A 25,345-nucleotide genomic window follows, 5' to 3' on the forward strand; every position below is an offset into this window, starting at 1 on the left:
CCCAGCATGGCGACACAGCCATGAGCCCAGCGACAGGAGGGATGTCATGCCCGAATTGCAAGGCCAGTGTATGTGCGGCGCGGTTACCGTAACCGCCACCCGTGCGCGCGATGCGCTGGGTGCATGCCATTGCGACATGTGCCGTCGCTGGAGCAGCAGCGCATTCGTCAGCTTTCCCGCCGAGCCGGGCTATGCCGCGCTGGGACCGGTTCGGACATACACATCGTCGGACTGGGCGGAACGTGCCTTTTGCGAGGAATGCGGATCCGCGCTCTGGTACCGCATCACCCTACCGGGTGAAATGCATGGGCAAACCCAGATGGCTGCCGGGCTTTTCGACAATGCCGCGGATAGCGAGATCAAGCTGGAGCTTTACATCGACAAGAAGCCCGAAGGTTACACCTTTGAAGGTGAACGCCGTCAGATGACCGAAGCCGATGTGATCGCTGCCTATGCCCCTGAAACGGAGGGCAACGCATGAGCGCGCGCGCAGGTCAATGCATGTGCGGTGAGGTTCGGTTCACGGCACAGGACGTGCCTCAAGAATTCGGCACCTGCCACTGCAAGATGTGCCAGCGATGGCTTGGATCAGCTTTTCTGGGTGTTACCATCGACGAAAAAAACCTGAGCTGGCAGGGTGAGGACAACATCTCGACGCTGCAAAGCTCGGGCTGGGCGGAACGGGCCTGGTGCAGCAAATGCGGCACAGGGCTTTGGTACCGGGTGACTGCTGATGGCTCACTCAATGGCAATTACGAGATACCGATCGGCATTTTTGACGATGCTGAAGGATTCAAGATGACGCGCGAGATCTTTATCGACCGCAAACCGGATGCGTTCGCCTTTCAGGGTGAACATGAACTGCTGACCGAAGCGCAAGTGTTTGCGCTGTACGGGCCGACCACGGAAGGAGCCTGACCATGAGCGTATATGACGAAAACTGGGTCAAAAACGAAGAAACCAAGCGCAAATGGATGGCCGAAAATGGTCTCTATTCCGAGGAAGAAGAGCATTCTTCCTGTGGTGTTGGTCTTGTTGTTTCCATTGACGGAAAGAAAAGCCGCAAGGTCGTGGATGCAGGCATCGATGCCCTTAAGGCGATCTGGCACCGTGGCGCGGTGGACGCGGATGGTAAGACCGGCGATGGCGCTGGCATCCACGTGCAGATTCCGGTTCCTTTCTTCTATGATCAGATCCGTCGTACCGGCCATGAACCGAAACTGGACGAACTGATTGCGGTTGGTCAGGTCTTCCTGCCCCGCACTGATTTTGGCGCACAGGAAAGCTGCCGAACCATCGTGGAAACCGAAGTTCTGCGTATGGGCTATTACATCTATGGCTGGCGCCATGTGCCGGTTGATGTGACCTGTCTGGGCGAAAAAGCCAACGCCACCCGACCAGAGATCGAGCAAATTCTGATCTCGAACTCGAAAGGTGTGGATGAGGATACGTTCGAGCGTGAGCTTTATGTGATCCGTCGCCGCATCGAAAAGGCGGCAATGGCCGCGGGTATCTCGGGCTTGTACCTGGCCTCGCTCAGCTGCCGATCAATCATCTATAAGGGCATGATGCTGGCCGAGCAGGTCGCGGTCTTCTACCCCGATCTGATGGACGAACGCTTTGAATCCGCCTTTGCGATCTACCACCAGCGTTATTCAACCAACACCTTCCCGCAGTGGTGGCTGGCGCAACCTTTCCGCATGCTGGCCCATAACGGCGAGATCAACACGCTGAAGGGCAACGTCAACTGGATGAAAAGCCATGAGATCCGCATGGCATCAGCCACCTTTGGCGACTATGCCGAAGATATCAAACCGATCATCGCCGGTGGATCGTCGGATTCAGCCGCATTAGACTCGGTTTTCGAAGTTCTTGTGCGCGCCGGCCGCTCAGCGCCCATGGCGAAAACCATGCTGGTTCCGGAAAGCTGGTCCAAGCAGGCCGTGGAACTGCCGCAAGCGTGGCGCGACATGTATTCCTACTGCAACTCAGTGATGGAGCCGTGGGACGGTCCGGCCGCACTGGCCATGACTGACGGTCGCTGGGTTTGTGCCGGTCTGGACCGCAATGGTCTGCGCCCCATGCGTTATGTGGTGACAGGCGACGGTCTTGTGATCGCGGGATCTGAGGCCGGCATGGTGCCGATTGACGAAGCAACCGTGACCGAAAAGGGCGCGCTTGGCCCGGGACAGATGCTGGCCGTCGACATGAAGAAGGGCAAACTGTTCCGCGACACGCAGATCAAGAACAAACTGGCTGCCGCACTGCCGTTTGGCGAGTGGGTCGGTAAGATCAATGATCTGGACGAAGCGCTGGCTGGCGTGACCGAAAAGCCATTGTTCTCGGGCGAAGACCTGCGCAAACGCCAGATCGCAGCAGGCTATTCGGTCGAGGAACTGGAGCAAATTCTGGCGCCCATGGCCGAAGACGGTAAAGAGGCGCTGGCATCCATGGGCGACGATACGCCCTCGGCGGTTCTGTCCAAGCAATACCGCCCGCTCAGCCATTTCTTCCGGCAGAACTTTAGCCAGGTCACTAACCCGCCGATCGACAGTTTGCGCGAGTACCGCGTCATGTCGCTGAAGACACGGTTCGGGAACCTGAAGAACGTATTGGACGAGGACAGCAGCCAGACCGAGATCATCGTTCTGGAAAGCCCCTTTGTCGGCAACGCGCAATGGGATGAACTGGTTGGGCACCTCAATGCTCCGCTGGCTGAGATTGATTGTAGCTTTGAGCCCGGTCAGGGTGCGCTGAGCGCTGCTTTGGCCCGTGTTAGAGCCGAAGCTGAGGAAGCGGTTCGTTCGGGCGCCGGGCACCTGGTTCTATCTGACATGAACTCTGGTGAAGGTCGTGTGGCGATGCCGATGATCCTTGCCACCAGCGCAGTACACTCGCACCTGACCCGTCAGGGCCTGCGGACTTTCTGCTCGCTGAACGTTCGCTCGGCTGAATGTGTCGATCCGCATTACTTTGCGGTTTTGATCGGCTGTGGCGCGACTGTTGTGAACGCCTATCTGGCCGAAGATTCGCTGGCCGACCGCATTGATCGTGGTCTGCTGGACGGCTCCCTGACCGAAAACGTTGCGCGCTATCGCGAAGCCATCGACCAGGGCCTGCTGAAGATCATGGCCAAGATGGGTATTTCGGTGATCTCGTCCTATCGCGGAGGTTTGAATTTCGAAGCCGTAGGTCTCAGCCGCGCGATGGTGGCCGAGTACTTCCCGGGTATGACCAGCCGCATTTCCGGCATCGGTGTCACGGGCATTCAGACCAAAGTCGAAGAAATCCATGCCAAGGCGTGGGACAGCGGTCTGGATGTTCTGCCCATCGGAGGTTTCTACAAAGCGCGTAAATCGGGTGAGACCCACGCGTGGGAAGCAACCTCGATGCACATGATGCAAATGGCCTGTAACCGCGCCTCATACGAGCTGTGGAAACAATATTCGGCCAAGATGCAGTCGAACCCGCCGATCCACCTGCGCGACCTGATGGATTTCAAACCGCTGGGTAAGCCGGTGCCGATTGAAGAGGTCGAGTCGATCACCTCGATCCGCAAGCGCTTTGTCACGCCGGGCATGTCGCTGGGCGCACTATCGCCCGAGGCGCATAAGACGCTGAACGTGGCGATGAACCGGATCGGCGCGAAATCCGACTCGGGTGAAGGTGGTGAAGATCCGGCGCATTTCGTGCCGGAACCCAATGGTGATAACCCGTCGGCCAAGATCAAACAGGTGGCTTCGGGCCGCTTCGGTGTGACCGCCGAATACCTGAACCAGTGTGAAGAGCTGGAGATCAAGGTCGCCCAGGGCGCGAAACCCGGTGAGGGTGGTCAGTTGCCGGGCATGAAGGTTACCGACCTGATCGCGCGTCTGCGGCATTCGACCAAGGGCGTGACGCTGATTTCGCCGCCGCCGCACCACGACATCTACTCGATCGAAGACCTGGCGCAGCTGATCTACGACCTGAAGCAGATCAACCCGCGCTGCAAGGTGACGGTCAAACTGGTGGCGTCTTCGGGTGTTGGCACGATTGCTGCCGGTGTGGCAAAAGCCAAGGCGGACGTGATCCTGATCTCGGGCCACAACGGCGGCACTGGTGCATCGCCCGCGACCAGCATCAAATACGCCGGATTGCCGTGGGAGATGGGCCTGACCGAAGCACATCAGGTTCTCGCGATGAACAACCTGCGGGATCGCATCACGCTGCGGACCGATGGTGGGCTTCGCACAGGCCGTGACATCGTCATGGCAGCGATGATGGGGGCCGAGGAATACGGCATCGGCACCGCTGCGCTGATCGCAATGGGCTGTATCATGGTGCGTCAGTGCCAGTCCAACACCTGCCCGGTCGGCGTGTGTACGCAGGACGAATCCCTGCGCGCCAAGTTTACCGGTAACGCAGACAAGGTGGTGAATCTGATCACCTTCTACGCACAGGAAGTGCGGGAGGTTCTGGCCAGCCTCGGTGCGCGTTCGGTGGATGAGATCATCGGTCGCGCGGATTTGCTGGCGCAGGTCAGCCGTGGTTCGGCGCATCTGGACGATCTGGACCTCAACCCTCTGCTGATCACGGTCGATGGTGCGCATAACATCGTCTACAACCGTGACAAGGATCGGAACGCGGTACCGGATACTCTGGATGCCGAGATTGTCCGCGACGCGGCACGGTTCCTGAAAGACGGCGAAAAGATGCAGCTGTCCTATGCGATCCAGAACACGCATCGCACCGTGGGTACTCGCGTTTCCAGCCACATCGTGCAGAATTTTGGTATGCGGAACACCTTCCAGGACGATCATCTGCACGTGAAACTGCAGGGTTCGGCCGGTCAGTCGCTGGGGGCCTTTGCAGCTCCGGGCCTGAAGCTGGAGGTGTCGGGCGATGCCAACGACTATGTCGGCAAAGGCTTGTCCGGTGGCACCATTGTGGTGCGACCGCCGCAGGTCAGCCCGCTCAAGGCGGACGACAACACCATCATCGGCAATACGGTGCTGTATGGTGCCACCGATGGTCACTTGTTTGCTGCTGGCCGTGCGGGTGAACGTTTCGCCGTAAGAAACTCGGGCGCCAAGGTGGTGATCGAAGGCTGTGGCTCGAACGGGTGTGAATACATGACTGGTGGCGTTGCGGTGATCCTTGGTGATATCGGCGCGAACTTTGGTGCGGGGATGACGGGGGGCATGGCCTACCTTTACGACCCGGAAGGCAAGGCAGAGCTGCTGATGAACCTGGAGACACTAGTCACCTGCCCGGTCACCGTTGATCACTGGGAAGATCAGCTGAAGTCTTTGATCGAGCGTCATGTCGCAGAAACCAACAGCCGCAAGGCCATTGATATTCTGCAGCATTGGGAGGTCGAAAAGACCAACTTCCTGCAGGTTTGCCCCAAAGAGATGCTGAACAAGCTGGCTCACCCACTTAGCCTGGAGGCGACGGCTGTTCCGGCGGAATAGGTTTGACGAACAGTTGAAAATCAGAGCCCCGCGTGTCGCTTGCGACGTGCGGGGTTTTGCTGTTTGGCAACAATTTCACCTGATTCATTGCGTATTTGCAGAAAAAACGCCTAGCATTGGTCAAAGTTTCTTCAGGAATTGACACAATACTGAGGCTTGGTTTGGTACGCGTAGTGGAGCAGTTCGATGCCGACAACTTACTTTGATCAGTTCTTTGCAATGGACCCGGCGAACCCGCCCCCCGCAGGAACTTTGCTGACCGTCGAGAACTACAATCTTGTCGATCAGAACGACGATGGTGAGATTGAGGCTCCTGGCGGCGACACAGTAAACGGTCAGGATGTAACCTCTTCGTGGCCCGGCGATACAGTTGTTATAAACGTCCCCGGAACTGGCCCGGTGACCTATACCGGCATCACCTTCTACCTAGCTGACGGGACGCGGGTATTTACCCCAACCGACGGCAAGGTCCTTGAGGAAGGGACACTTGTTTCAACTACATTCGTAAATACGCAAGGACCGTTGAATGTACCCGGCCAGCTTGGTCCACCATGTTTTACACCGGGCACCATGATCGAAACGCCAGAAGGACCGCGCGCAGTTGAAGATCTGAAGCCGGGTGATCTGGTCAATACTATGGACAATGGCCCACAACCCTTACTCTGGGTTGGTCGTACCACGGTGGCCGCCACCGGGGACACGGCGCCGATCCGGTTTGAGGCCGGTGTTTTGGAGTTGGATCGCGAGACCCTGGTGTCACCCCAACATCGGATGCTGATTGCTGACTGGCGGGCACCATATCTGTTTGGACATACAGAGGTTCTGATCGCAGCACACTCTCTGGTCAACGGCGATACCGTAACGCGGGTCGAAGGTGGAGAAATAGATTACATCCACCTTTTGTTCGGTCAGCATGAAATTGTGACAGCAAACGGTGCAAAAAGCGAAAGCTACTATCCCGGACATGCAGTCTCGCAATCCGAACGCGAGACACAGGCTGAAATTCTGGCATTGTTTCCTGAACTTACCAGCCGCGAGCTGCATGCTCAGAAGACCGTACGCCCGGTGGTTCGCCCACGCGATGGTCGGCTCATCGCGATATAGACCGTTTCAAATAACGGTAGCGCAGCGTATAGCGAGGTATGGCAAAGCAAGCAGTCCGCAAATCAGGCGGTAAGAAAAACAAGGCAACCAAAGCCAAAAATCAGCCCTCACTCTTCGCCCGGATCAGGCGATGGGTGGTACGAGGTGGATTGGGGTTGGCCGCATTATTTGTAGCCCTTGTTCTGATCTATTCGGTTGTGAACCCTCCGGTCACCCATACAATCTGGTCTGAATGGCGCAGGTTGGGACGTGTTGACCGGGAATGGGTTCCGATTGAAGAGATTTCGCCCATTATGGCGCGCTCAGCCGTGGCTGCAGAAGATGCAAATTTCTGCCTTCATTGGGGATTTGATGTGGAAGCGATCCGCGATGCGCTTGAGGATGGCGGATCACGTGGCGCATCAACCATCACCCAGCAAGTGGTCAAGAACGTCTTCCTTTGGCAGGGCCGCAGCTGGGTCCGCAAGGCGCTGGAAACGTCGATGACACCTGTTGTCGAGATATTCTGGAGCAAGCAGAGGATTCTTGAGGTATATCTGAACGTCGCTGAAACCGGTCAAGGAGTCTTTGGGGTCGAAGCGGCGGCACAACGTTACTACGGTGTCAGCGCCGCCAAGCTGTCGCCGGTACAGGCTGCCCGACTGGCGGCTATCCTGCCCTCTCCCCGCAACAGGTCGGTTACAGACCCTTCGGTTCGGACACGTCGCCGGGCGGCTTCGATCCTTGATGGGGCGGCTACCATCCGCGCAGATGGTCGCGCAGATTGTTTCGAGGATTGAAACCACTACCCTGCCAAGGCTAAAGCTTGGAAGTATTCACTGGTTCGATTGGAAGTCCATGGCGCGTTTGTTTCACGTTCCCCTGTCCCCCTACTGTCGAAAGGTCCGCCTGTCGCTGGCGGAAAAGAAGATCGAAGTCGAACTGGTCGAAGAACGATATTGGGAACAGGATCCGGATTTTCTTCGGCGTAATCCAGCGGGCAAGGTACCAGTGCTGCGGCTGGACGGATTGGTGTTGGCCGAAAGCGCTGCGATCTGTGAATACATCGAAGAAACCCGGCCTGAACCGCCTCTGATGCCCAAAAAGCCCGAGGCCCGTTACGAAGTCCGGCGCATTGTTGGCTGGTTCGATGACAAGTTTCACCACGAAGTGACTTCGAAACTTCTTTATGAGCGCGTGAACAAGAAGGTGACAGGTCAGGGGTATCCGGACAGTAAAAACGTCAAAGAAGGTGCGCGGGCGATCAAGTATCACCTGGACTACATGACCTGGTTGCTGGATCACCGCCGCTGGCTGGCGGGGGATCAGATGACATTGGCTGATTTTGCCGCTGCTGCGCATTTGTCAGCTTTAGACTACATCTCGGACGTGGACTGGAACCGCAGTCAGGTGGTCAAGGATTGGTATGCAAAGATCAAATCCAGACCGGCCTTCCGCTCGATCCTCGCGGATCAGGTCCCGGGTTTCCGGCCACCAGCCCATTACGCCGATCTGGATTTCTGATATCCAGAATAAGGGGTGGGACGCATCGCACCCCAAAGGCACAGGGAACGGCTCGGCTCAATAACGATGACTCAAACACTCAAAGAGCGGTTGATATCGCAAGCTCTTTCCGAAGGGTTTGTATCCTGTCGCATCTGCCGACCGTGGGACATTCCCGAAGTTCCGGCTCGGCTGGACGCCTTTCTGCAAGCCGGATATCACGGTCAGATGGGGTGGATGGCAGAACGCACCCATTGGCGGGGCGATCCGTCCGCTTTGTGGCCCGAGGCTCGCTCGGTCATCATGCTGGCCGAAAGCTACACGCCCGATCATGATCCGACCGAAGTTCTGAACCACCCGGACCGGGGTGCAATCTCGGTTTACGCGCAGAACAAGGATTACCACGATCTCGTCAAGAAACGGCTTAAACGCCTTGCACGCTGGCTGATTGCCGAGGCCGGCGGAGAAGTGAAGGTATTTGTCGATACCGCGCCAGTTCCTGAAAAAGCACTGGGCCATGCAGCCGGGCTTGGATGGCAAGGCAAACACACCAATCTGGTCAGTCGGGATTGGGGTAATTGGTCCTTCATAGGGTCTGTTTTTACCACCATTGAACTACCGGCTGACCCAGCCGAAGTGGACCATTGCGGATCCTGCCGAGCCTGTCTGGACAGCTGTCCGACCGATGCGTTTCCCGCCCCCTATCAACTGGATGCACGTCGCTGCATTTCGTACCTCACGATTGAACACAAAGGGCCTGTAGACGAAGAGCTGCGGCAGAAACTGGGCAACCGCATCTACGGCTGCGATGATTGCCTGGCGGCCTGCCCCTGGAACAAGTTTGCGGTGGCAGCAAGCGACATACGCTATGCGGCGCGCGAGGACCTCAAGGCACCAAAGCTGGCCGAGCTTGTTGCGTTGGACGACGCAGGATTTCGCCAGAAATTCTCTGGCTCACCGATCAAGCGGATTGGTCGGGATCGCTTTGTGCGCAATGTTCTCTATGCCATCGGAAACTCTGGCGCAGCATCGCTGCGGTCTGCAGCACAGGCATTGATTCATGATCCTGATGCCACCGTCGCTGATGCGGCACGATGGGCGGTGAAGCGATTGTCATAAGTGCCGCAAACAGGCTGGACGCGTCGTTTCAATTCGCTACACCCGTCACCAGCGAACAATAAGGAGGACCCGATGGCCTTGGCTTTGGGTGTCGATACGGGCGGAACCTATACTGATGCGGTGTTGATCCGGGATGAGAAAGAGGTCATCGCCTCGGCCAAATCCCTGACCACTCGCGCAGATTTGGCGATTGGTGTGGGCAAGGCAATCTCGGCCGTTCTGGACGAGGCGCAGGTGTCACCGGATCAGATCTCTCTTGCCTCGTTGTCGACAACGCTTGCAACCAACGCGCTGGTTGAAGGGCAAGGTGGCCGTGTCGCTCTGATCTATATAGGCTTTCGGGAAAGCGATCTGGAAAAGCATGGGTTGAAGGATGCCTTGAAAGGTGACCCTGCGTTGGTGATTTCGGGCGGCCACAGCCATGCCGGAGGCGAGGTTGCACCGCTGGACATCCAAGCGCTTGAAGCATTTCTTGACTCTCACAAAGGCATTTCGGGCTTTGCCGTCGCAGCACAATTCGCCACGCGTAACCCAGCACACGAGTTGAAAGTTGGGCAGGTCATTACCGAAAAGACGGGCGCACCTGTCACCTGCTCACATCAGTTGTCAGCCAAGCTGAACGGTCCGAAACGGGCAGTAACAGCAGTGCTGAACGCCCGTTTGATCGGAATGATTGACCGGTTGATCGGGCGTGCTCAGGACCGATTGCGCGAACTCGACATCCACGCCCCGATGATGGTCGTGCGTGGTGATGGTGCCTTGATGAGCGCAGAACAGGCCCGCGAACGGCCGATCGAAACAATCCTCAGCGGACCTGCTGCCTCGATCGTGGGTGCGCGCTGGCTGACCGGGGCCGAAAACGCTTTGGTCTCGGATATCGGCGGCACGACGACGGATGTGGCGTTGATCCGCGATGGCAAGCCAGCGATCGATCCAGCCGGTGCGCAAGTTGGTGGGTTCCGAACCATGGTCGAGGCCGTTGCAATGCGAACCCATGGTCTTGGCGGGGACAGTCAGGTGCATGTCGTGACCGAAGGCCTGGGCGGCGGTGTGTTTCTTGGACCAAGACGTGTCTTGCCAGTTTCACTGATCGCAGCAGAAGCGCAAGAAATCGTCCATGCGGTTCTGGATGAACAACTACGGGCCACGACGGTCGGAGAGCATGACACACGTTTTGCCCGCCGCGTTCCGGGTATCCGCGCGGATGGTGTTGGTGAACGCGAAGAGGCTCTGCTGGATCGGCTTGGCGACACGGTATTGCCCCTGTCTTCACTACTGCGAACCCGGATGGAAAACGGTGCGCTGAACCGTCTGGTGGACCGCGGCGTTGTGCAGGTATCTGGCATTACTCCATCAGATGCCAGCCATGTACTTGGCAGGCTTACGGATTGGGACGGCGAGGCTGCCTGTAAAGCGTTGGAGCTGATCGCGCGCAGGCGGGTCGGGTCAGGTGACCTTTTGGCAAAATCCCCCGAAGCGCTAGCCCAGATGATCATTGATCAACTGACGGAACAAACAGCTTTGACCTTGTTAGAGACTGCTTTCGCAGAAGAAACCGATGGATTGGGTCTACCTGCGCAGGATCTGGCGCGGCATGTTCTGACGCAGCGGGGATTGTCTCGGCACCGGGGTTTGATGGCGCTGGATGCAGCGCTGAATGTGGATGTAGTCGGGCTGGGCGCTTCGGCCCCCAGCTATTATCCTGCAGTTGGTGAGCGACTGCATTGCGCGATGGTCCTGCCAGAACATGCTGGCGTCGCCAATGCCATTGGTGCAGTGGTTGGTCGCCTTACATTGCGGCGTGCCGGTACGGTAACGTCACCTTCAGAAGGGCTCTTTCGCGTGCATCTCGAGGATGGGCCACAGGATTTCTCAGAACCGGATGCGGCACTAGGCCTGTTGGAATCGGTTCTACGGGATGAAACCGAAAAATCAGTACGCGAAGCTGGAGCTGAAGACATTCGGGTGATCATAGATCGCGACATTCGCACTGCGCAGGTCGAAGGCAGAGATGTGTTTGTCGAGGCGCTCGTGACCGTCGAGGCCAGTGGCCGACCAAGGGTTGCCGTGGGCTAGCCTCCTCCGCGAACGGAGGAGGCAGGTCTGTTATTCTGCGGCGTCGGTGCGCTTTGGCAGCACCCAGTCCTGACGCGGGAAGTGGCAGGTATACCCGTTTGGGATACGCTCCAGATAGTCCTGATGCTCGGGCTCAGCTTCCCAGAAATCACCAACAGGTTCCACCTCAGTCACGACTTTTCCGGGCCATATTCCGCTGGCATCCACATCGGCAATTGTGTCCACTGCAACCTGTTTCTGCGCTTCATCGACGTAATAGATGGCAGAACGATAGCTCATCCCGATGTCATTGCCCTGACGGTTCACTGTGGTCGGGTCGTGAATCTGAAAGAAGAATTCCAGCAACTCGCGATAGGTAATCCTGGTGGGATCAAACCAGATTTCAATCCCTTCTGCGTGGGTGCCATGGTTGCGATAGGTCGCGTTTGGAACGTCTCCGCCAGTGTATCCGACACGGGTGCGGGAAACGCCGGGCAGCTTGCGGATCAGATCCTGCATGCCCCAGAAACAGCCCCCGGCAAGAACAGCGCGTTGCTCGGTCATTGGATTTCCTCCACATGGATCAGGAATTCGCCGTAACCTTCGGTTTCCATATCGTCACGATGGATAAACCGAAGCGCGGCAGAGTTTATGCAATAGCGCAGCCCGCCATGCTCGCGCGGACCGTCCGGAAACACATGGCCCAGATGGCTGTCGCCATGTTTCGAACGTACCTCGGTGCGGATCATGCCCAGAGTGCGATCTTCGAGCTCTTCGACATGCTCGTGGATGATTGGCTTGGTAAAGCTGGGCCAGCCACAGCCGGATTCGTACTTGTGGGTCGAGGCAAACAGCGGCTCACCCGAGACGATATCGACATAGATACCTGGCTCTTTGTTGTTCAGGTGTTTTCCAGTACCCGGCCGTTCGGTACCGCTACGCTGAGTCACGTGAAACTCTTCGGGAGAGAGGGCGGCGATGGCCTCGGGGTCTTTGGTGTAACGAGTCATGGCTCCTCCGGTGTTGTCTTTCGTGATGCACTATTTGGGCACATCATAGAGGAAATCAAAGCCATATTTCAGATGCCTCGCGCGCTCGTGCATTGGATCAGGCGGTTTTAACCTCGGGTTGGCGCGACAACTGAACGGCCAGAATACCAATTGTCGTCACAAGCACACCGATCACATCAAGCGCACCAAGCCTTTCACCCAACAAGATGGCGGCAATGGCAACGCCAAACACAGGATTTAGAAAATGGAATGTCGCGGCCCGGGTGGCACCGATGCGGTTCAAAAGCAAGAACCAGATCAATGTCGCCAGCAGGCCGGGGAACAGGGTTGTATAGGTGAAAGCCAATGCAAAGGGCACGGTCAGGTGAATATAGATGGTTTCAAACAGCGGTGCAGCAACGAAGAGAATAGCTGAACCCACAAGCATCTGCAGTCCGACAACCATCATGAAGTTGCCCCCCGAGGTGGCACCCCGAACCGCCAGCGTTGCCAGCGTGAGCGCCAAAGCACCCAAACCGCAGAGCATGACACCGAACATATCAATGCCAGCGCTGATCCGGCTGCTCATGATCAGGGCGACACCGGCAAAGCCGGCGAGCAGGCCGATGACGCCCAAGGGACGGAGTTTTTCGCCAAACAACAGCCATCCCGCCAAAGCGACCAGCAACGGCATCGTCGACGCAATGATGGCGGCGACCGATGCCTCGACAGTTTGCATCGCATAAAAATTCAGACCCAAATAAAGGGCATTCTGGCAAATTCCGAATAGGAACGTAGCGTACCACTGAGATCTGGTGAGCCTCCAGCTCTGCCCCATCGCCCTGGCAATCGTGACGCCGATCACACCGGAAATCAGAAAGCGAAGCGCCAACGAAAACAGAGGCGAGGCATCGGAAACTATGATCCGTGCAGATGTAAAGGCGGATGACCAGATGAAGGCAAATATCAGCCCCATGGCTATGGCGCGCAGGTCCATCACGATCCCCTTTTCAAATCGGCAGGACTGTTTCCGATTTTGCAAAAAGCTTCAAGCGCGAGGTCATCACTTCGTCAAAAAAGACACATGCGCCATACAAGAAAGTCATTACGCATGTTTTTATTGATTGACTGGCCAATTAAAGATATCCGCTGCCCGATCTGACACATCAAGGGAGGTTTGTCGGTGCTTCTGGAATACATCCTGTCTTTTGGCGTCCTGTTGGCATTGGGCCTGGTCGCTTTCTTCGTCGTGAAATGGTGGAATCTACGCTGCGTTGGTGTAACGCCCGTCCATCTGTTCACATTCATTGCGATCCTGTTCACATCCGGCTTGGACGTTGGCCTGATCATGTTCCCGCTGACCGAGTTCGGCGGCTATGCCGAAGAACCGGCTTACGCATTCGCCAACCCCTTGGCGATCGAGTTCGGTTTCTGGGGCTTTTTGATCTGGGCGTTCTACTTCCTGACCGCGTTCTACTTCTGCGTCATCGAACCACGTGTGAAGTTCTTTGAGATCCCGCTGGTCAAGTTGATCAACAACGTGGTGATCATCGGCACCTGCGCCTTCACCGCCAGCCTGTTCCTGATCTACCTGCCTGGCTACCTGCCCGAGGTCGGAGACGGTGAATCCGTTGTCACCACTTTCTACATCATCGTGTTCGTGGTCATTCTGGCGGCGGCCTATTCGTCGACAGACCTGAAATACGTGCGCATCCTGTCGGTGGGCTCTACCTTCCTGTTCCTTGCTCTGATTCTGGGCATGTGGGCTGCGGCTGGTATGGGTCTGACCGGATTTGCAGAAACGGGCGGCAATATCAGCGCGTACTTCGCAAACCTGCATAAGTTTGTCCTGCCGCTGACCGACTATCATGCCTTCTATCTGTTCTGGTGGTTTGCATGGTCGATCATGATCGGCCAGTTCACCTCGCGTTTTGTCGGCGGCCTGAAAACATGGCAACTGCTGGCCGCGTTGTTGATCTTCCCATCGATCCCGCTGGCGATCTGGTTCACCGTTCTCTACTACTATCACCTGAACGGCATCAGCACTGCAGGCATCACCAACATCGCGATGGTGATCGTGGGCGTGACCTTTGTGATCAACTCGCTGGACTCGCTTATCCGCCTGTACACCGACAACCTGAACATGACAGTCGAACGGTTCGGCAAGGCGGTATATGTCGCAGGAAACGTTGTTCTGCTGTTTGTCCTGACCCTGTTGTTCCAGAGCCAGTGGCTACAAATCCAGTGGATCGGCGCGGTTGTGGTTGGCCTGTATCTGGCCTGCGTTGTCTACATCCTGATTGCCAAGCGCAAAGAGGTGCTGAGCATCGACTCCATGCCCGAAGGGCGCGATCTGGATTTCCACAAGGTTGAAACGGTTCACTAAGCCGGAGACAAAAACACGACAGGCAACTTCTGCCTTGAACAAATCAAACCCCGCAGCGCGTGCTGCGGGGTTTTTTTATGCCTTGGGCAAGACACCGTGCAAAATTCAGATATTGTGATGGGAATTACTCTTTTGAAATCGAATACCATTGCCACCCAACTGTCTGAGGAAACTCGATTATGAAAGATATCGGCCGTCGGCGATTTGTGAGAACTGGATTAGCTTCTGCTGCAGCACTGACACCATTGAGACATGCTTTGGCAGAAACTGGGTCATTGCAGGATATTGGTGGATCAATTGTCTCGGCACCTCAGGCGACGATCTACACTGCGCGCGAAATCATCACTCTCAATGATGCAAGGCCAACCGCCGAGGCGGTTGCAGTGGTTGGCGATAGAATCCTCTGGGCCGGAACGCTGGAAGATGTGCAGCGTGTTTTAGGCGACCAGCCCTACGAAATCGATACGACCTTTGCCAATCACGTGATCGTACCCGGCTTTATTGCACAGCATGACCATCCTGTACTTGCCGCGCTTACGATGTCATCTGAAATCCTGGCAATCGAGGATTGGGTCCTGCCGAGCGGAACTGTTCCTCGCGTTAAAGACAAACAGGATTTCATGGCACGTCTGACCAAGGCCGAAGTCGAGAAGTCAGATCCGGATGAGCCTCTGCTCAGCTGGGGCTATCACCCCGCCTTCTATGGCCCACTAACACGTGCCGATCTCGACACAATCAGCAAAACACGACCAATTCTTGTTTGGGCGCGCTCTTGTCACGAGATGGTACTGAATTCGGCGGCAATGGAGCGCGGCGGTGTTACCCGGGACAAGTTCGAAACGTTCAGCCCGTCAGCAAAAGAGCAAAGCAATTTTGAAGAAGCGCGGTTTTGGGAACAGGGCCTGTTCGGAGTTTTGCCTAACATCGCGAATATGGTCGCAACCCCCGAACGCCTGCGTTCCGGTCTGGAAATCACGCGCGACTATATGCACGCCAAAGGCATTACCTTCGGCAATGAGCCGGGCGGGATTCTGTCTAAACCGGTTCAGGACGGCGTCAACGAAGTTTTCTCGAACCCGGATATGCCATTTCGCTGGTCATTTATCGTGGATGCAAAGTCGATGGTCGCGACCTATTCGGATGATGCGCAAGTCATTGCTGAAACCGAAAAGCTGGCCTCTTGGTATGGTGGCATGACAAGTCTTGCGCCAAAGCAGGCAAAGCTTTTTGCAGATGGCGCAATTTATTCGCTGCTGATGCAGGTACGTGATCCCTATCTGGATGGTCATGATGGCGAATGGATGATGGACCGCGATCTGTTTGAGCGCGCATTCCGCGTTTACTGGGATGCAGGATATCAAATCCATATTCACGTCAATGGCGACGCCGGGCTTGATCGGGTTCTTGATACGCTCGAGGCCAATCTGCGCCGCAACCCGCGATATGATCACCGCACCGTTCTGGTGCATTTTGCGGTCAGCGCCCCGGATCAGGTCGAGCGGATTCGCGCGCTTGGCGCTATCGTCAGCGGAAATCCCTACTATGTGACGGCTCTGGCAGATCAGTACTCGAAAGTTGGTCTTGGTCCGCAACGCGCGGATTCGATGGTTCGCCTGGGTGACTTGTCGCTCGCTGGTATCCCCTGGTCACTGCATTCAGATATGCCAATGGCACCCGCTGATCCCCTGTTTCTGATGTGGTGTGCGGTCAATCGGATAACTTCTTCCGGTCGCACTGCTGGCGCGGATCAGAGAGTACCGGCCGAGATGGCGCTTCGCGGGGTTACGATTGAGGCGGCTCAGGCCCTCAGGATGAGTGATGAGATCGGGAGCATCGAACCGGGCAAACGGGCCAACCTGACTATTCTGGATGAAAACCCCCTGAGCGTAGACCCGACATCTATCCGCGACATAAATGTCTGGGGCACAGTTATGGAAGGGCGGGTTTTACCGGTTGGTGAGGCTGAGCGAAAAGCCTCGCTTTCACCATCTCAGAATCCGAAGCCCCCGGCAGACGAAGAGATCAATCGCGCGATGCTGAACCACGCGCTTAAGGTTGTTCATACCCATCTCTAAGCGGCCCACCGGCGCCTTGGATCCGGGTAGATGAGTTCCATCAAAGAAAAAGGGCCGCGAAATCGCGACCCTTCTATTGAAGTTGTGAAGGCTGTGATTAGCCGTTCACGCTGTCCTTCAGTGCTTTTGCGATGGTCATTTTCACAACCTTGTCGGCTTCTTTGGTGAAGGTTTCACCAGTGGCCGGGTTGCGGACCTGACGCTCGGGGCGCTCACGGCAGTAGATTTTGCCGACGCCGGGCAGGGTCACTGCACCACCGGCGGAAACTTCGCGGGTGATCAGGCCGGTTACAGCCTCAAGTGCCGCGTTTGCGGATTTCTTGTCGGTTCCCATTTCCTCAGCGAGAGCAGCAACCAGCTGAGTTTTAGTCATAGGCTTTGCCATTTCTTGGTCTCCTTAACGTGCCCGATCTCTTGGGCCTCACCGCGTAACTGTAACGGGATATTGTATGTGAACACAACGAATAGTAGCGCCAAAACCCCCAAAAATATGGGGATTTCGTTGCTTTTTTGCTTCAGAGGAAGGCCGTTTCGTCGAAAGAACGCAATTTCCGGCTGTGCAGACGCTCCAGAGGCATCCCGCGGAGGTGTTCCATGGCCCGTATTCCGATCGCCAAATGGCGGCTGACCTGCGTGGTATAGAACGACGAAGCCATGCCGGGAAGCTTTAGTTCACCATGCAAAGGCTTGTCTGACACGCACAACAATGTGCCGTAAGGCACCCTGAAACGATACCCATTTGCGGCGATGGTGGCGCTTTCCATATCCAACGCGATTGCGCGCGATTGGCTAAGCCGTTGCACGGGTCCCGACTGATCACGAAGCTCCCAATTTCGGTTATCGACCGAAGCCACAGTGCCGGTTCGCATGATCCGCTTGAGCTCATAACCTTCAAGCTCGGTCACTTCGGCCACGGCCTGTTCAAGTGCAACCTGCACTTCGGCCAGTGGCGGGATCGGAACCCAGACCGGCAGATCATCGTCCAACACCTTGTCTTCGCGCAGATAGGCATGGGCCAGTACGAAATCGCCCAAAGCCTGCGTATTTCGCAGCCCAGCGCAGTGGCCAACCATCAGCCATGCGTGCGGACGCAGAACCGCAATATGGTCGGTTGCCGTTTTGGCGTTTGACGGACCAACACCAATATTGACGAGCGTGATGCCGGACCCATCCTCGCGCTTCAAGTGATAGGTCGGCATCTGCGGCAGTTTCAGCGGTTGTTCGATTGCAGCCTTCGGATCGCTGATCTCGACATTTCCTGTGGACACAAAGCTGGTGTAGCCGCTATCCGGATCAGCCAGCTGTTCACGCGCATAGTTTTCGAATTCCGAGACGTAGAACTGGTAGTTGGTGAACAACACATGGTTCTGGAAATGGCTTGGATCCGTGGCCGTATAATGCGCGAGGCGCGCCAGCGAATAGTCGATACGCTGAGCAGTAAACAGCGCAAGAGGGCCGACATCGTTCTCCAGCTCATAGACGCCGTTGACGATATCATCATTGGTGGTCGTCAGATCCGGAACGTCGAAAACATCCCGCAACGTGAACCCTGCGGCGCCCTGATGCGGTACAACCAGATCCGGATTGTTCGCGACTGCGAAATGTACCGGAATCGGCGTATCCGAAAGGCCGATTGTGACCGGCTGATTGTGGTTCTTAATCAGCAGAGCGATCTGTTGTGTCAGATAGGAACGGAACAAATCCGGCCGCGTCACCGTCGTCGCGTGTGTCCCCGGCTCCGAAACGTGACCAAAGCTCAGACGGCTGTCGACATGGGCATAGGACGCGGTTCTGATGCGAATTTCCGGGTAATAGGCTCTGAATCGCTCGGTCGGCGTATCACCCGACATTGAGTCAGAGAACTTGTCGCACAAAAATGTCGTTGCCTGCTCGTACAGTTCTTCAAGTCGGGCAACAGCGGCCGACGCATCGGTGAATTGTTCTGGTTTGGGTGCTTTTGGTTCTATTATTGTTGTCATGCAAGTGGTTCCAGAAGATCTATCTTTTCGAAGGTGCGCACATCCACCAGGCCCAGGTCGGAAATCCTCAATTCCGGGATCACGACAAGAGCAAGCAGGGAGTGCTGCATATAAGCGTTGTTGAGCTGACAGCCGCAGGCCTCCATCGCCTCGACCATCTTTTCTGCGTTTGCGGCCACCTCGGCCGCCGGATTGTCGGACATCAGACCGGCAATCGGCAATTCGACCAATGCCAGTTCTTCTCCATCTCGGAAGATGGTGATGCCGCCACCCACTTCGGCCAGCCGGTTTGCGGCCAGCGCCATTTGCTCGCGGTCAGTACCTACGACAATCATGTGGTGGCTGTCATGGGCTACGGTTGACGCCATCGCCATGCGGCCCTGATAGCCAAAGCCCGAAACAAAAGCGTTCGTTACACCTCCGGTACCCCGGTGCCGTTCAACCAGCGCAATCTGGCAGACATCACCTTCACCTTCTACCAGCCCACCGATGATGGGCAGTTCGGCTTTCAGCGCTTTGGTCGGGGCCTGGTTTTCCACCACACCGATTACGTTGGCCTGAACCCGGTTCGCTCCGGCCGGTGCTTCGATCTCAAAGTCTACAGCGCTGAGCTGATGTCCCAGATGTACAGTGTTTCGCGCCCGGTCAGGCCAGTCGTAATGGGGGCAATCGACTGTAATCGCGCCATTTTCAGCGACAACCTGGCCTCGTGCCACAACCGTCTCAATCGGCAGATCGGTCAGGTCAGACGTGATGATGATGTCTGCCCTGCGTCCGGGTGTGATCGAGCCGATTTCACGCTCCAACCCGAAATGAGAGGCCGTGTTGATCGTGGCCATCTGCAGTGCAATCAAAGGATCGCAACCACAGGCGATGGCATGCCGCACGACGCGGTTCATATGCCCTTCGTTCACCAACGTGCCCGAGTGGCAATCATCCGTACACAGGATAAAGTTCCGCGGATCCAGACCTTTTTCCGTGACCGCAGTGATCTGGCTTTCCACGTCATACCAGGCCGAACCCAGCCGCATCATCGAACGCATACCCTGACGCACACGCGCAATGGCATCGGCCTCACACGTACCCTCATGATCATCAGCCGGCCCGCCAGCCACATATGCTGCAAAATCAGACCCTAAATCAGGGGAAGCGTAATGTCCGCCTACCGTTTTTCCTGCGCGCTGCGTGGCTGCGATCTCGGCCAGCATCTTTGGATCGCCATTTATCACGCCGGGGAAATTCATCATCTCCCCCAAGCCGATAATTCCTGGCCAGTTCATCGCCTCTGATACATCTTCAGGCGTGATTTCATAGCCTGTCGTCTCCAGCCCTGGTGCCGAAGGTGCACAGGACGGCATCTGAGTGAAGATATTCACCGGCTGCAACAGCGCCTCATCATGCATCATGCGTACGCCATCTAGGCCCAGCACATTGGCAATCTCATGGGGATCGGTGAACATCGAGGTCGTCCCATGCGGGATCACCGCGCGTGTAAATTCAGCGGGCGTCAGCATTCCGGATTCGATATGCATGTGTGCGTCACACAAGCCCGGGATTAGATAGCGCCCGCGCGCTTCGATGATTTGGGTATCAGGACCAATGCAGTGCGAGGCGTCAGGCCCGACAAAGGCAACACGCCCTTCGGCAATGGCAACAGAATGGCCGGGCAAGGTCTCACGGCTGTGAACATTGACCCAGATACCATCGCGAATAATCATGTCCGCAGGTTCGCGCCCGGCGGCAACGGCAATCAAACGAGGGGCGACATCGGGCCAGCTTGGGAAAGGTGTGTATTCCATGGCCCAACTTTCCCTAATGCGCAGGAAGGTTCAACCCCTGCTCTTTGCGTATCATGAAACCGTCACGAAAGGCAGCATAAGAGGGTCATATGGATATCGTCATTCACCACAACCCCGCCTGTGGCACGTCCCGTAACGTACTGCAGATCATACGTGACGCCGGATACGATCCGGTGGTCATCGAATATCTGGAAACCGGCTGGACCCGGCCACAACTCCTGGCGTTGTTCGCCGCCGCCGGACTGACACCTCCTCAGGCGCTTCGGACCACTAAGTCACCCGCTGAGGAACTGGGTCTGCTGGATGATGAGGTGACAGACGATCAATTGCTGGATGCCATGATGGAACATCCGGTTCTGGTCAATCGACCAATCGTGGCATGCCGCAATGGGGTCAGACTATGCAGACCATCAGGCGCTGTTCTTGACCTACTCGACACATGGCCAAAGGCACCATGGCTTAAAGAGGACGGAACGACCCTGATTGATGACAAGGGAAATCACGTGCCTGAATAGCTTGCTTTGCGATGCACTTGCTGCTCAATCTGCTCACATGGACTATGAAACGATAGATGCCGACAGTTTCGGGCGAGGCCTAAACGGGCTCGGGCTAAACCTGCTGGTCAGGGACGTGAAGGCAGAATGCACCTTTTTAGAGACTGTTTTTGGAATGAAAAGCCATCAGGTGACGGCTGATTTTGCGATCGTCACCTATTCCGGTCAGGTCTTTCAACTGCATTCTGATGGAACCTACCACTCCAATCCGTTGCTGAGCTTGCTGCCGGAAACACCGCCGCGCGGTGCGGGTATCGAAATCCGCTTGTACGATACAGATCCGGACGATGCCGTTACCCGCGCAGATCTTGCTGGCGCTACGGTACTACAGCCCCCCACAGACAAACCGCATGGCCTGCGAGAGGCATATATCCTTTGTGAAAACGGATATGCTTGGGTGCCTAGCCGCCCGAAAGTTACCGAATAAGGCCGACCTGACACAGCGCGTCAGTGCTGTCACGTCCAACCAGAGGAAATGCCGAAAGGGCATATACGATGGGGGGCTCACTGGTTAGATCAGAGAATCTGCTTCGATCTCGCTTCGGATCCAGTTGGCAAAAGCCACTGCACCTGGTGTCTCTTCGGCCTGTGGCGAAAGCAAAAGGTAGTAGGCCTCGGGCATCACAGCACGATGCTCGAACGGGGCGATCAGTCGACCTTCGTTGATCAAACCACGAACGATCGTGTCATGCGCCAGACACAACCCACCCCCAACCATCGCAACGGACAGGCTGACCATATAGGTGGTGGAATATGTGATTTGTGGGTTCGGCCAGTCCAACCCCTGCTCTTCCGCCCAGTTTCCCCAATTCGACAGCAGATTCGAGCAATCAAACAACGGCTGCTGATGCAGATTCTCCAGTGTGACGGGGTAGTCTGGCGCACAAACGGGATAATAGTGATCCGTTCGTAACAACTCCGTACGCACGGTATCCGAAGGGCGCAGGGAATAGCGTATCTCGACAGCCGCCCCTTCTGCCATCTCCTGCGGCTCCCAAAGCTCGGTAAAAATATTGAGATGTACATCCGGGTGCTGGACCCGAAAACCGGGCAAACGCGGTGCCAGCCAGTTGACGGCAAAGGTGATGTTGCTTTGCACCTGAACCGCATTTTGCCGGGCGCCGGTTACCGCCTGTGTACCCCGTACCAGGGTTCTAAAAGCGTCGCGTACAACAGGCAGATAAGTGATACCTGCCTCGGTCAGCTCCAATGCGCGGGGGCGCCTTAAAAACAAGGGCTGACCAAGGTATCCCTCCAGCGATTTGATCTGCTGGCTCACCGCGCTCTGAGTCATGTTCAGATCACGGGCCGCACCCGTGAAAGACAGATGGCGCGCAGCCGCTTCAAAGGTACGTAACCAACCCAGTGGAGGAAGCGGTTTCTGCATGTGCATAACTTTGCCATTAGTTCAGCTAATGGAATAGCTACGTTTTTTTCGTTGGTCAAATTTCGATGCCGGATGCACGATCTACAAAGCATGAAACTCAAGCCCGCTGCCACAGGAGTTGCCAGATGAGCGTCACCAACCTGCGTCCAAATATCGACCACTGGTCCGAGCGTGTAGACATGGCCGCCGCATTCCGCTGGACTGAGCGGCTGAATATGCACGAAGGCGTTGCAAATCACTTCAGCCTTGCCGTGAACGACGATGGTACGCAATTCCTGATGAACCCCAATCAGATGTACTTTTCGCGTATACGGGCCTCTGATCTGCTGTTTCTCGACGCGAAGGATCCCGATGTCATGAAGCAGCCCGGCGCGCCCGATCCCACGGCCTGGGGACTGCACGGCTCAATCCACCGACATTGCCCGCATGCGCGTTGTGTCATGCATGTGCATTCGATCTTTGCGACTGTTCTGGCCTCGCTGGCCGACAGCAATCTACCTCCGATCGATCAGAACACCGCCACGTTCTACAACCGTTACGTCGTGGACGAAGAGTTTGGTGGTCTGGCCTTTGAAAGCGAGGGTGAGCGTTGTGCATCGATGCTGTCCGATCCCAAGAAAAAGGTCATGATCATGGGCAACCATGGCGTTCTGGTCATCGGCAGCGACGTTGGAGATGCCTTTAACAGGCTCTACTATTTCGAACGCGCAGCCGAGACCTATATCCGTGCGCTTCAGACCGGGCAGCCGATGCGCGTTTTGTCGGACGAAATCGCGGAAAAAACCGCGCAGGAACTGGATGACTATCCCGGACAAGCCGAAGCACACCTGCGTGAGATTAAGGCCGTTCTGGATGCCGAAGGGTCAGACTACGCAAGCTGACCCCAGATCCGGTGTTTTTCAGTATTGAAGGGTACCCGCCATGTCGGACACCGCTCAGGACCCCGAAGTCGCCCGCTGGAACTATCGCCCTGATGGTCCGGTAGCTTTGAACCCTGTGTTCAGCTGGCCGCTGCGCCCTGCCGCGGTGCTTCAATGGTACAGCGGTGCGTGGCTACAGCTGACATCCCTGACTCTGTGCATGGCCCTTGCAATCGCAGCCTATGTCTTTTTCCTTCCGCCATTGGAAGCGATGCAGAGTTTTGCCCCCGGCTGGATGTTTCGGGTCTGGCTGCTGAACATGGTCCCCCAGATATTGGTGGCCGGAGGCCTGCATTGGTGGCTGTACATGCGCAAGGGGCAAGGCATTTACAAAAAGTTCGACCGGCGTGACCTGACCCGTGGAAACGGTACCTTCACCTTCCGCAATCAGGTCTGGGACAACATCTGGTGGACCCTTGGCAGCGCGATGACTGTCGCAACCGTGTATCAGTGGGTGATCTATTGGGCGATGGCCAATGGCTGGGCGCCTGTGATCGCTTGGGCAGAGGCGCCGGTGTGGTTTGTGATCTGGATGTTCTTCATTCCAATGTGGTCAGGCCTGCATTTCTATTGGGTGCACCGTCTTGAACATCATCCAAAGCTGTACAAGCACGTCCACGCCGTACACCACCGTAACGTCAATACAGGCCCATGGTCCGGCATTTCCAACCACTGGTTCGAAAACATGCTGTACTTCACGACCTACTTCATACATCTGATCGTGGCTTCCAACCCGCTGCACCTGCTGTTTCACGCTTATTTTCAGCAGATTAGCCCGGTCCTGTCTCATTCCGGTTTTGAAAAACTGAAAGCAGGTGATACCGAAGCTGCACGCGCCGGAGACTTCTTTCACCAGCTTCACCACCGGTATTTCGAGTGCAACTACGGCACCTCCGAAATCCCATTCGACAAGTGGTTTGGCACCTATCACGACGGCTCAGCCGAAGCGACGGTGCGAACCCGGGCGTTCAAGAAACAGATGTACACCTGACCGGATATATCGCCCCAAAATTCAGACAACACTTCGCAGAAGGAAGACACTGCCATGACTGACACGCGTCAGATGGAAGACATGAGTCGTGAGTGGAACTACCACCCTGAACTGCCGCTGGAGAATCCGTCGATCTTCCGATGGCCCCCCGAACCGGCTTTTCTGGGCAAATGGCTTGCCAAAAACTGGCTAACGCTGAGTGAGCGTGTCCTGATGGTGCTGGCGGCAATCGCGCTGTGGGCGTTTTTCTATCCCTCGCTGGAGACCGCAAAGACCTTTGCATTTGGATGGATCTTCCAGATCTGGGTGGTGAATTTCGCGATGATATTCCTCGTCGCAGGCGGTCTGCATTGGTATTTCTACATGCGTAAATCGCAGGGTAAAAAGCTGAAGTTCGAACGCCGCGAACAGGGTAAGAACAACAAGCTTTGGGATTTCAGCGATCAGGTGCTGGACAACATGTTCTGGTCTCTTGGGTCGGGCGTTCTGCAGTTGACCGGGTTTCAGGCCGTGACCATGTGGCTGATGGCCAACGGCTATGCGCCGACCATCACCTTTGCTGAAAATCCGGTCTGGTTCATCCTTTGGTTGATCCTGCTGCCCATGTGGTCGGCCTTTCATTTTTACTGGGTGCACCGTCTGCTGCATCAGCCGTTCCTCTATAAAAAGGTCCACAGCCTGCATCACCGAAACGTCAATATCGGCCCTTGGTCAGGTTTCTCGATGCATCCGGTCGAGCATTTCTTTTATCTCTCGACGCTGTGCATTCACTGGATCGTGCCGTCCCATCCGATCCATCTGTACTTTCACATCGTGTTTCAGGGTCCGGGCGCAGCGATGACCCATACCGGCTACGAAGACTTGCTAATCAAGGATAAAAAGCGGTTGGCGCTGGGTACGTTCTATCACCAGCTGCATCACCGGTATTATGAGTGCAACTACGGCAATCAGGAAATGCCATGGGACCGGTGGTTCGGCACCTTCCATGACGGATCACCCGAAGCCACGGCTGAAACACGTGCCCGGAAAAAGCGGATGTTTGGCTGAATACC

At 56.2% G+C, this 25,345-nt stretch carries 22 protein-coding genes; 15 read left to right on the forward strand and 7 right to left on the reverse strand.

All coding sequences use genetic code 11. The features are described 5' to 3' along the window. Positions 1-46 precede the first annotated feature (46 nt). The 8 genes from ACR0CW_RS19555 to ACR0CW_RS19590 all read left to right on the forward strand — a co-directional run bounded on the left by ACR0CW_RS19555 (position 47) and on the right by ACR0CW_RS19590 (position 11,234). Positions 47-481 (forward strand): GFA family protein, encoded by a 435-nt coding sequence (locus ACR0CW_RS19555; RefSeq protein WP_480789068.1) that lies wholly within the window; start codon positions 47-49, stop codon positions 479-481. Further along, the gene (locus ACR0CW_RS19560) at positions 478-918 is read left to right on the forward strand and encodes a GFA family protein (protein WP_480789069.1); all 441 of its coding nucleotides are present in this window, start codon (positions 478-480) and stop codon (positions 916-918) included. The genes ACR0CW_RS19555 and ACR0CW_RS19560 overlap by 4 nt, the downstream gene beginning before the upstream one ends. Positions 919-920: 2 nt before the next feature. Beyond that, entirely contained in the window at positions 921-5,453 is a 4,533-nt protein-coding gene (gene gltB / locus ACR0CW_RS19565; protein ID WP_480789070.1) for a glutamate synthase large subunit, read from the forward strand. A gap of 186 nt (positions 5,454-5,639) precedes the next feature. Beyond that, positions 5,640-6,557 (forward strand): Hint domain-containing protein, encoded by a 918-nt coding sequence (locus ACR0CW_RS19570; protein WP_480789071.1) that lies wholly within the window; start codon positions 5,640-5,642, stop codon positions 6,555-6,557. A 38-nt stretch (positions 6,558-6,595) separates the two neighbouring features. After that, a complete protein-coding gene (gene mtgA / locus ACR0CW_RS19575) occupies positions 6,596-7,336 on the forward strand; it encodes a monofunctional biosynthetic peptidoglycan transglycosylase (RefSeq protein ID WP_480789072.1) in 741 nt (246 codons plus the stop codon). Positions 7,337-7,394: 58 nt separating this feature from the next. Then, complete coding sequence (fzlA, locus tag ACR0CW_RS19580) at positions 7,395-8,060, forward strand: FtsZ-binding protein FzlA (RefSeq protein WP_155143088.1); 666 nt, start codon at positions 7,395-7,397, stop codon at positions 8,058-8,060. 66 nt (positions 8,061-8,126) lie between these two features. Then, positions 8,127-9,158 carry a tRNA epoxyqueuosine(34) reductase QueG gene (gene queG, locus ACR0CW_RS19585; RefSeq protein ID WP_480789073.1) on the forward strand — a complete coding sequence of 344 codons (1,032 nt, stop codon included), beginning with the start codon at positions 8,127-8,129 and terminating at the stop codon, positions 9,156-9,158. Between the two features lie 72 nt (positions 9,159-9,230). Continuing rightward, positions 9,231-11,234, forward strand: coding sequence for a hydantoinase/oxoprolinase family protein (locus ACR0CW_RS19590; protein WP_480789074.1), 2,004 nt, complete (start codon positions 9,231-9,233; stop codon positions 11,232-11,234). Between the two features lie 30 nt (positions 11,235-11,264). On the opposite strand, the gene msrA is transcribed toward ACR0CW_RS19590, so the two are convergent. From msrA to ACR0CW_RS19605, 3 genes are all read right to left on the reverse strand, one after another. Next, positions 11,265-11,777, reverse strand: a complete 513-nt coding sequence (gene msrA, locus ACR0CW_RS19595; protein WP_480789075.1) for a peptide-methionine (S)-S-oxide reductase MsrA — start codon at positions 11,775-11,777, stop codon at positions 11,265-11,267. Further along, positions 11,774-12,223, reverse strand: a complete 450-nt coding sequence (msrB, locus tag ACR0CW_RS19600) for a peptide-methionine (R)-S-oxide reductase MsrB (protein WP_170335875.1) — start codon at positions 12,221-12,223, stop codon at positions 11,774-11,776. Before msrB ends, msrA begins: the two co-directional genes overlap by 4 nt. A 97-nt stretch (positions 12,224-12,320) precedes the next feature. Next, positions 12,321-13,199: a DMT family transporter gene (locus tag ACR0CW_RS19605; RefSeq protein WP_155143083.1), complete on the reverse strand. Its 879-nt coding sequence runs from the start codon at positions 13,197-13,199 to the stop codon at positions 12,321-12,323. Between the two features lie 192 nt (positions 13,200-13,391). On the opposite strand from ACR0CW_RS19605, the gene ACR0CW_RS19610 reads away from it, so the two are divergent. Together ACR0CW_RS19610 and ACR0CW_RS19615 are read left to right on the forward strand one after the other, a co-directional pair. Continuing rightward, a complete protein-coding gene (locus tag ACR0CW_RS19610; protein WP_480789091.1) occupies positions 13,392-14,588 on the forward strand; it encodes a BCCT family transporter in 1,197 nt (398 codons plus the stop codon). Between the two features lie 179 nt (positions 14,589-14,767). Beyond that, positions 14,768-16,663, forward strand: coding sequence for an amidohydrolase (locus tag ACR0CW_RS19615; RefSeq protein WP_480789076.1), 1,896 nt, complete (start codon positions 14,768-14,770; stop codon positions 16,661-16,663). Positions 16,664-16,760: 97 nt separating this feature from the next. On the opposite strand, the gene ACR0CW_RS19620 is transcribed toward ACR0CW_RS19615, so the two are convergent. From ACR0CW_RS19620 to ade, 3 genes are all read right to left on the reverse strand, one after another. Beyond that, positions 16,761-17,048, reverse strand: coding sequence for an HU family DNA-binding protein (locus ACR0CW_RS19620; protein ID WP_050605937.1), 288 nt, complete (start codon positions 17,046-17,048; stop codon positions 16,761-16,763). Positions 17,049-17,178: 130 nt separating this feature from the next. Further along, complete coding sequence (locus ACR0CW_RS19625; RefSeq protein ID WP_155143081.1) at positions 17,179-18,642, reverse strand: AMP nucleosidase; 1,464 nt, start codon at positions 18,640-18,642, stop codon at positions 17,179-17,181. After that, positions 18,639-20,441, reverse strand: coding sequence for an adenine deaminase (gene ade, locus ACR0CW_RS19630; protein WP_480789077.1), 1,803 nt, complete (start codon positions 20,439-20,441; stop codon positions 18,639-18,641). Before ade ends, ACR0CW_RS19625 begins: the two co-directional genes overlap by 4 nt. 89 nt (positions 20,442-20,530) lie before the next feature. Here ade and arsC point away from each other — a divergent pair, with 89 nt between their 5' ends. Further along, positions 20,531-20,956, forward strand: coding sequence for an arsenate reductase (glutaredoxin) (arsC, locus tag ACR0CW_RS19635; RefSeq protein ID WP_480789078.1), 426 nt, complete (start codon positions 20,531-20,533; stop codon positions 20,954-20,956). Between the two features lie 37 nt (positions 20,957-20,993). Beyond that, positions 20,994-21,422 (forward strand): VOC family protein, encoded by a 429-nt coding sequence (locus ACR0CW_RS19640; RefSeq protein WP_480789079.1) that lies wholly within the window; start codon positions 20,994-20,996, stop codon positions 21,420-21,422. An 84-nt stretch (positions 21,423-21,506) separates the two neighbouring features. On the opposite strand, the gene ACR0CW_RS19645 is transcribed toward ACR0CW_RS19640, so the two are convergent. Continuing rightward, entirely contained in the window at positions 21,507-22,382 is an 876-nt protein-coding gene (locus tag ACR0CW_RS19645; RefSeq protein ID WP_480789080.1) for a LysR family transcriptional regulator, read from the reverse strand. A gap of 125 nt (positions 22,383-22,507) precedes the next feature. On the opposite strand from ACR0CW_RS19645, the gene ACR0CW_RS19650 reads away from it, so the two are divergent. The 3 genes from ACR0CW_RS19650 to ACR0CW_RS19660 are packed head-to-tail and all read left to right on the forward strand — an operon-like array spanning position 22,508 to position 25,340. Next, the gene (locus ACR0CW_RS19650) at positions 22,508-23,263 is read left to right on the forward strand and encodes a class II aldolase and adducin N-terminal domain-containing protein (protein ID WP_155143076.1); all 756 of its coding nucleotides are present in this window, start codon (positions 22,508-22,510) and stop codon (positions 23,261-23,263) included. Positions 23,264-23,303: 40 nt separating this feature from the next. Next, entirely contained in the window at positions 23,304-24,293 is a 990-nt protein-coding gene (locus ACR0CW_RS19655; RefSeq protein WP_480789081.1) for a sterol desaturase family protein, read from the forward strand. Between the two features lie 54 nt (positions 24,294-24,347). Continuing rightward, positions 24,348-25,340 (forward strand): sterol desaturase family protein, encoded by a 993-nt coding sequence (locus tag ACR0CW_RS19660; protein ID WP_480789082.1) that lies wholly within the window; start codon positions 24,348-24,350, stop codon positions 25,338-25,340. Positions 25,341-25,345: the final 5 nt, after the last annotated feature.

This window comes from Ruegeria sp. CH6 (genome assembly GCF_056537005.1).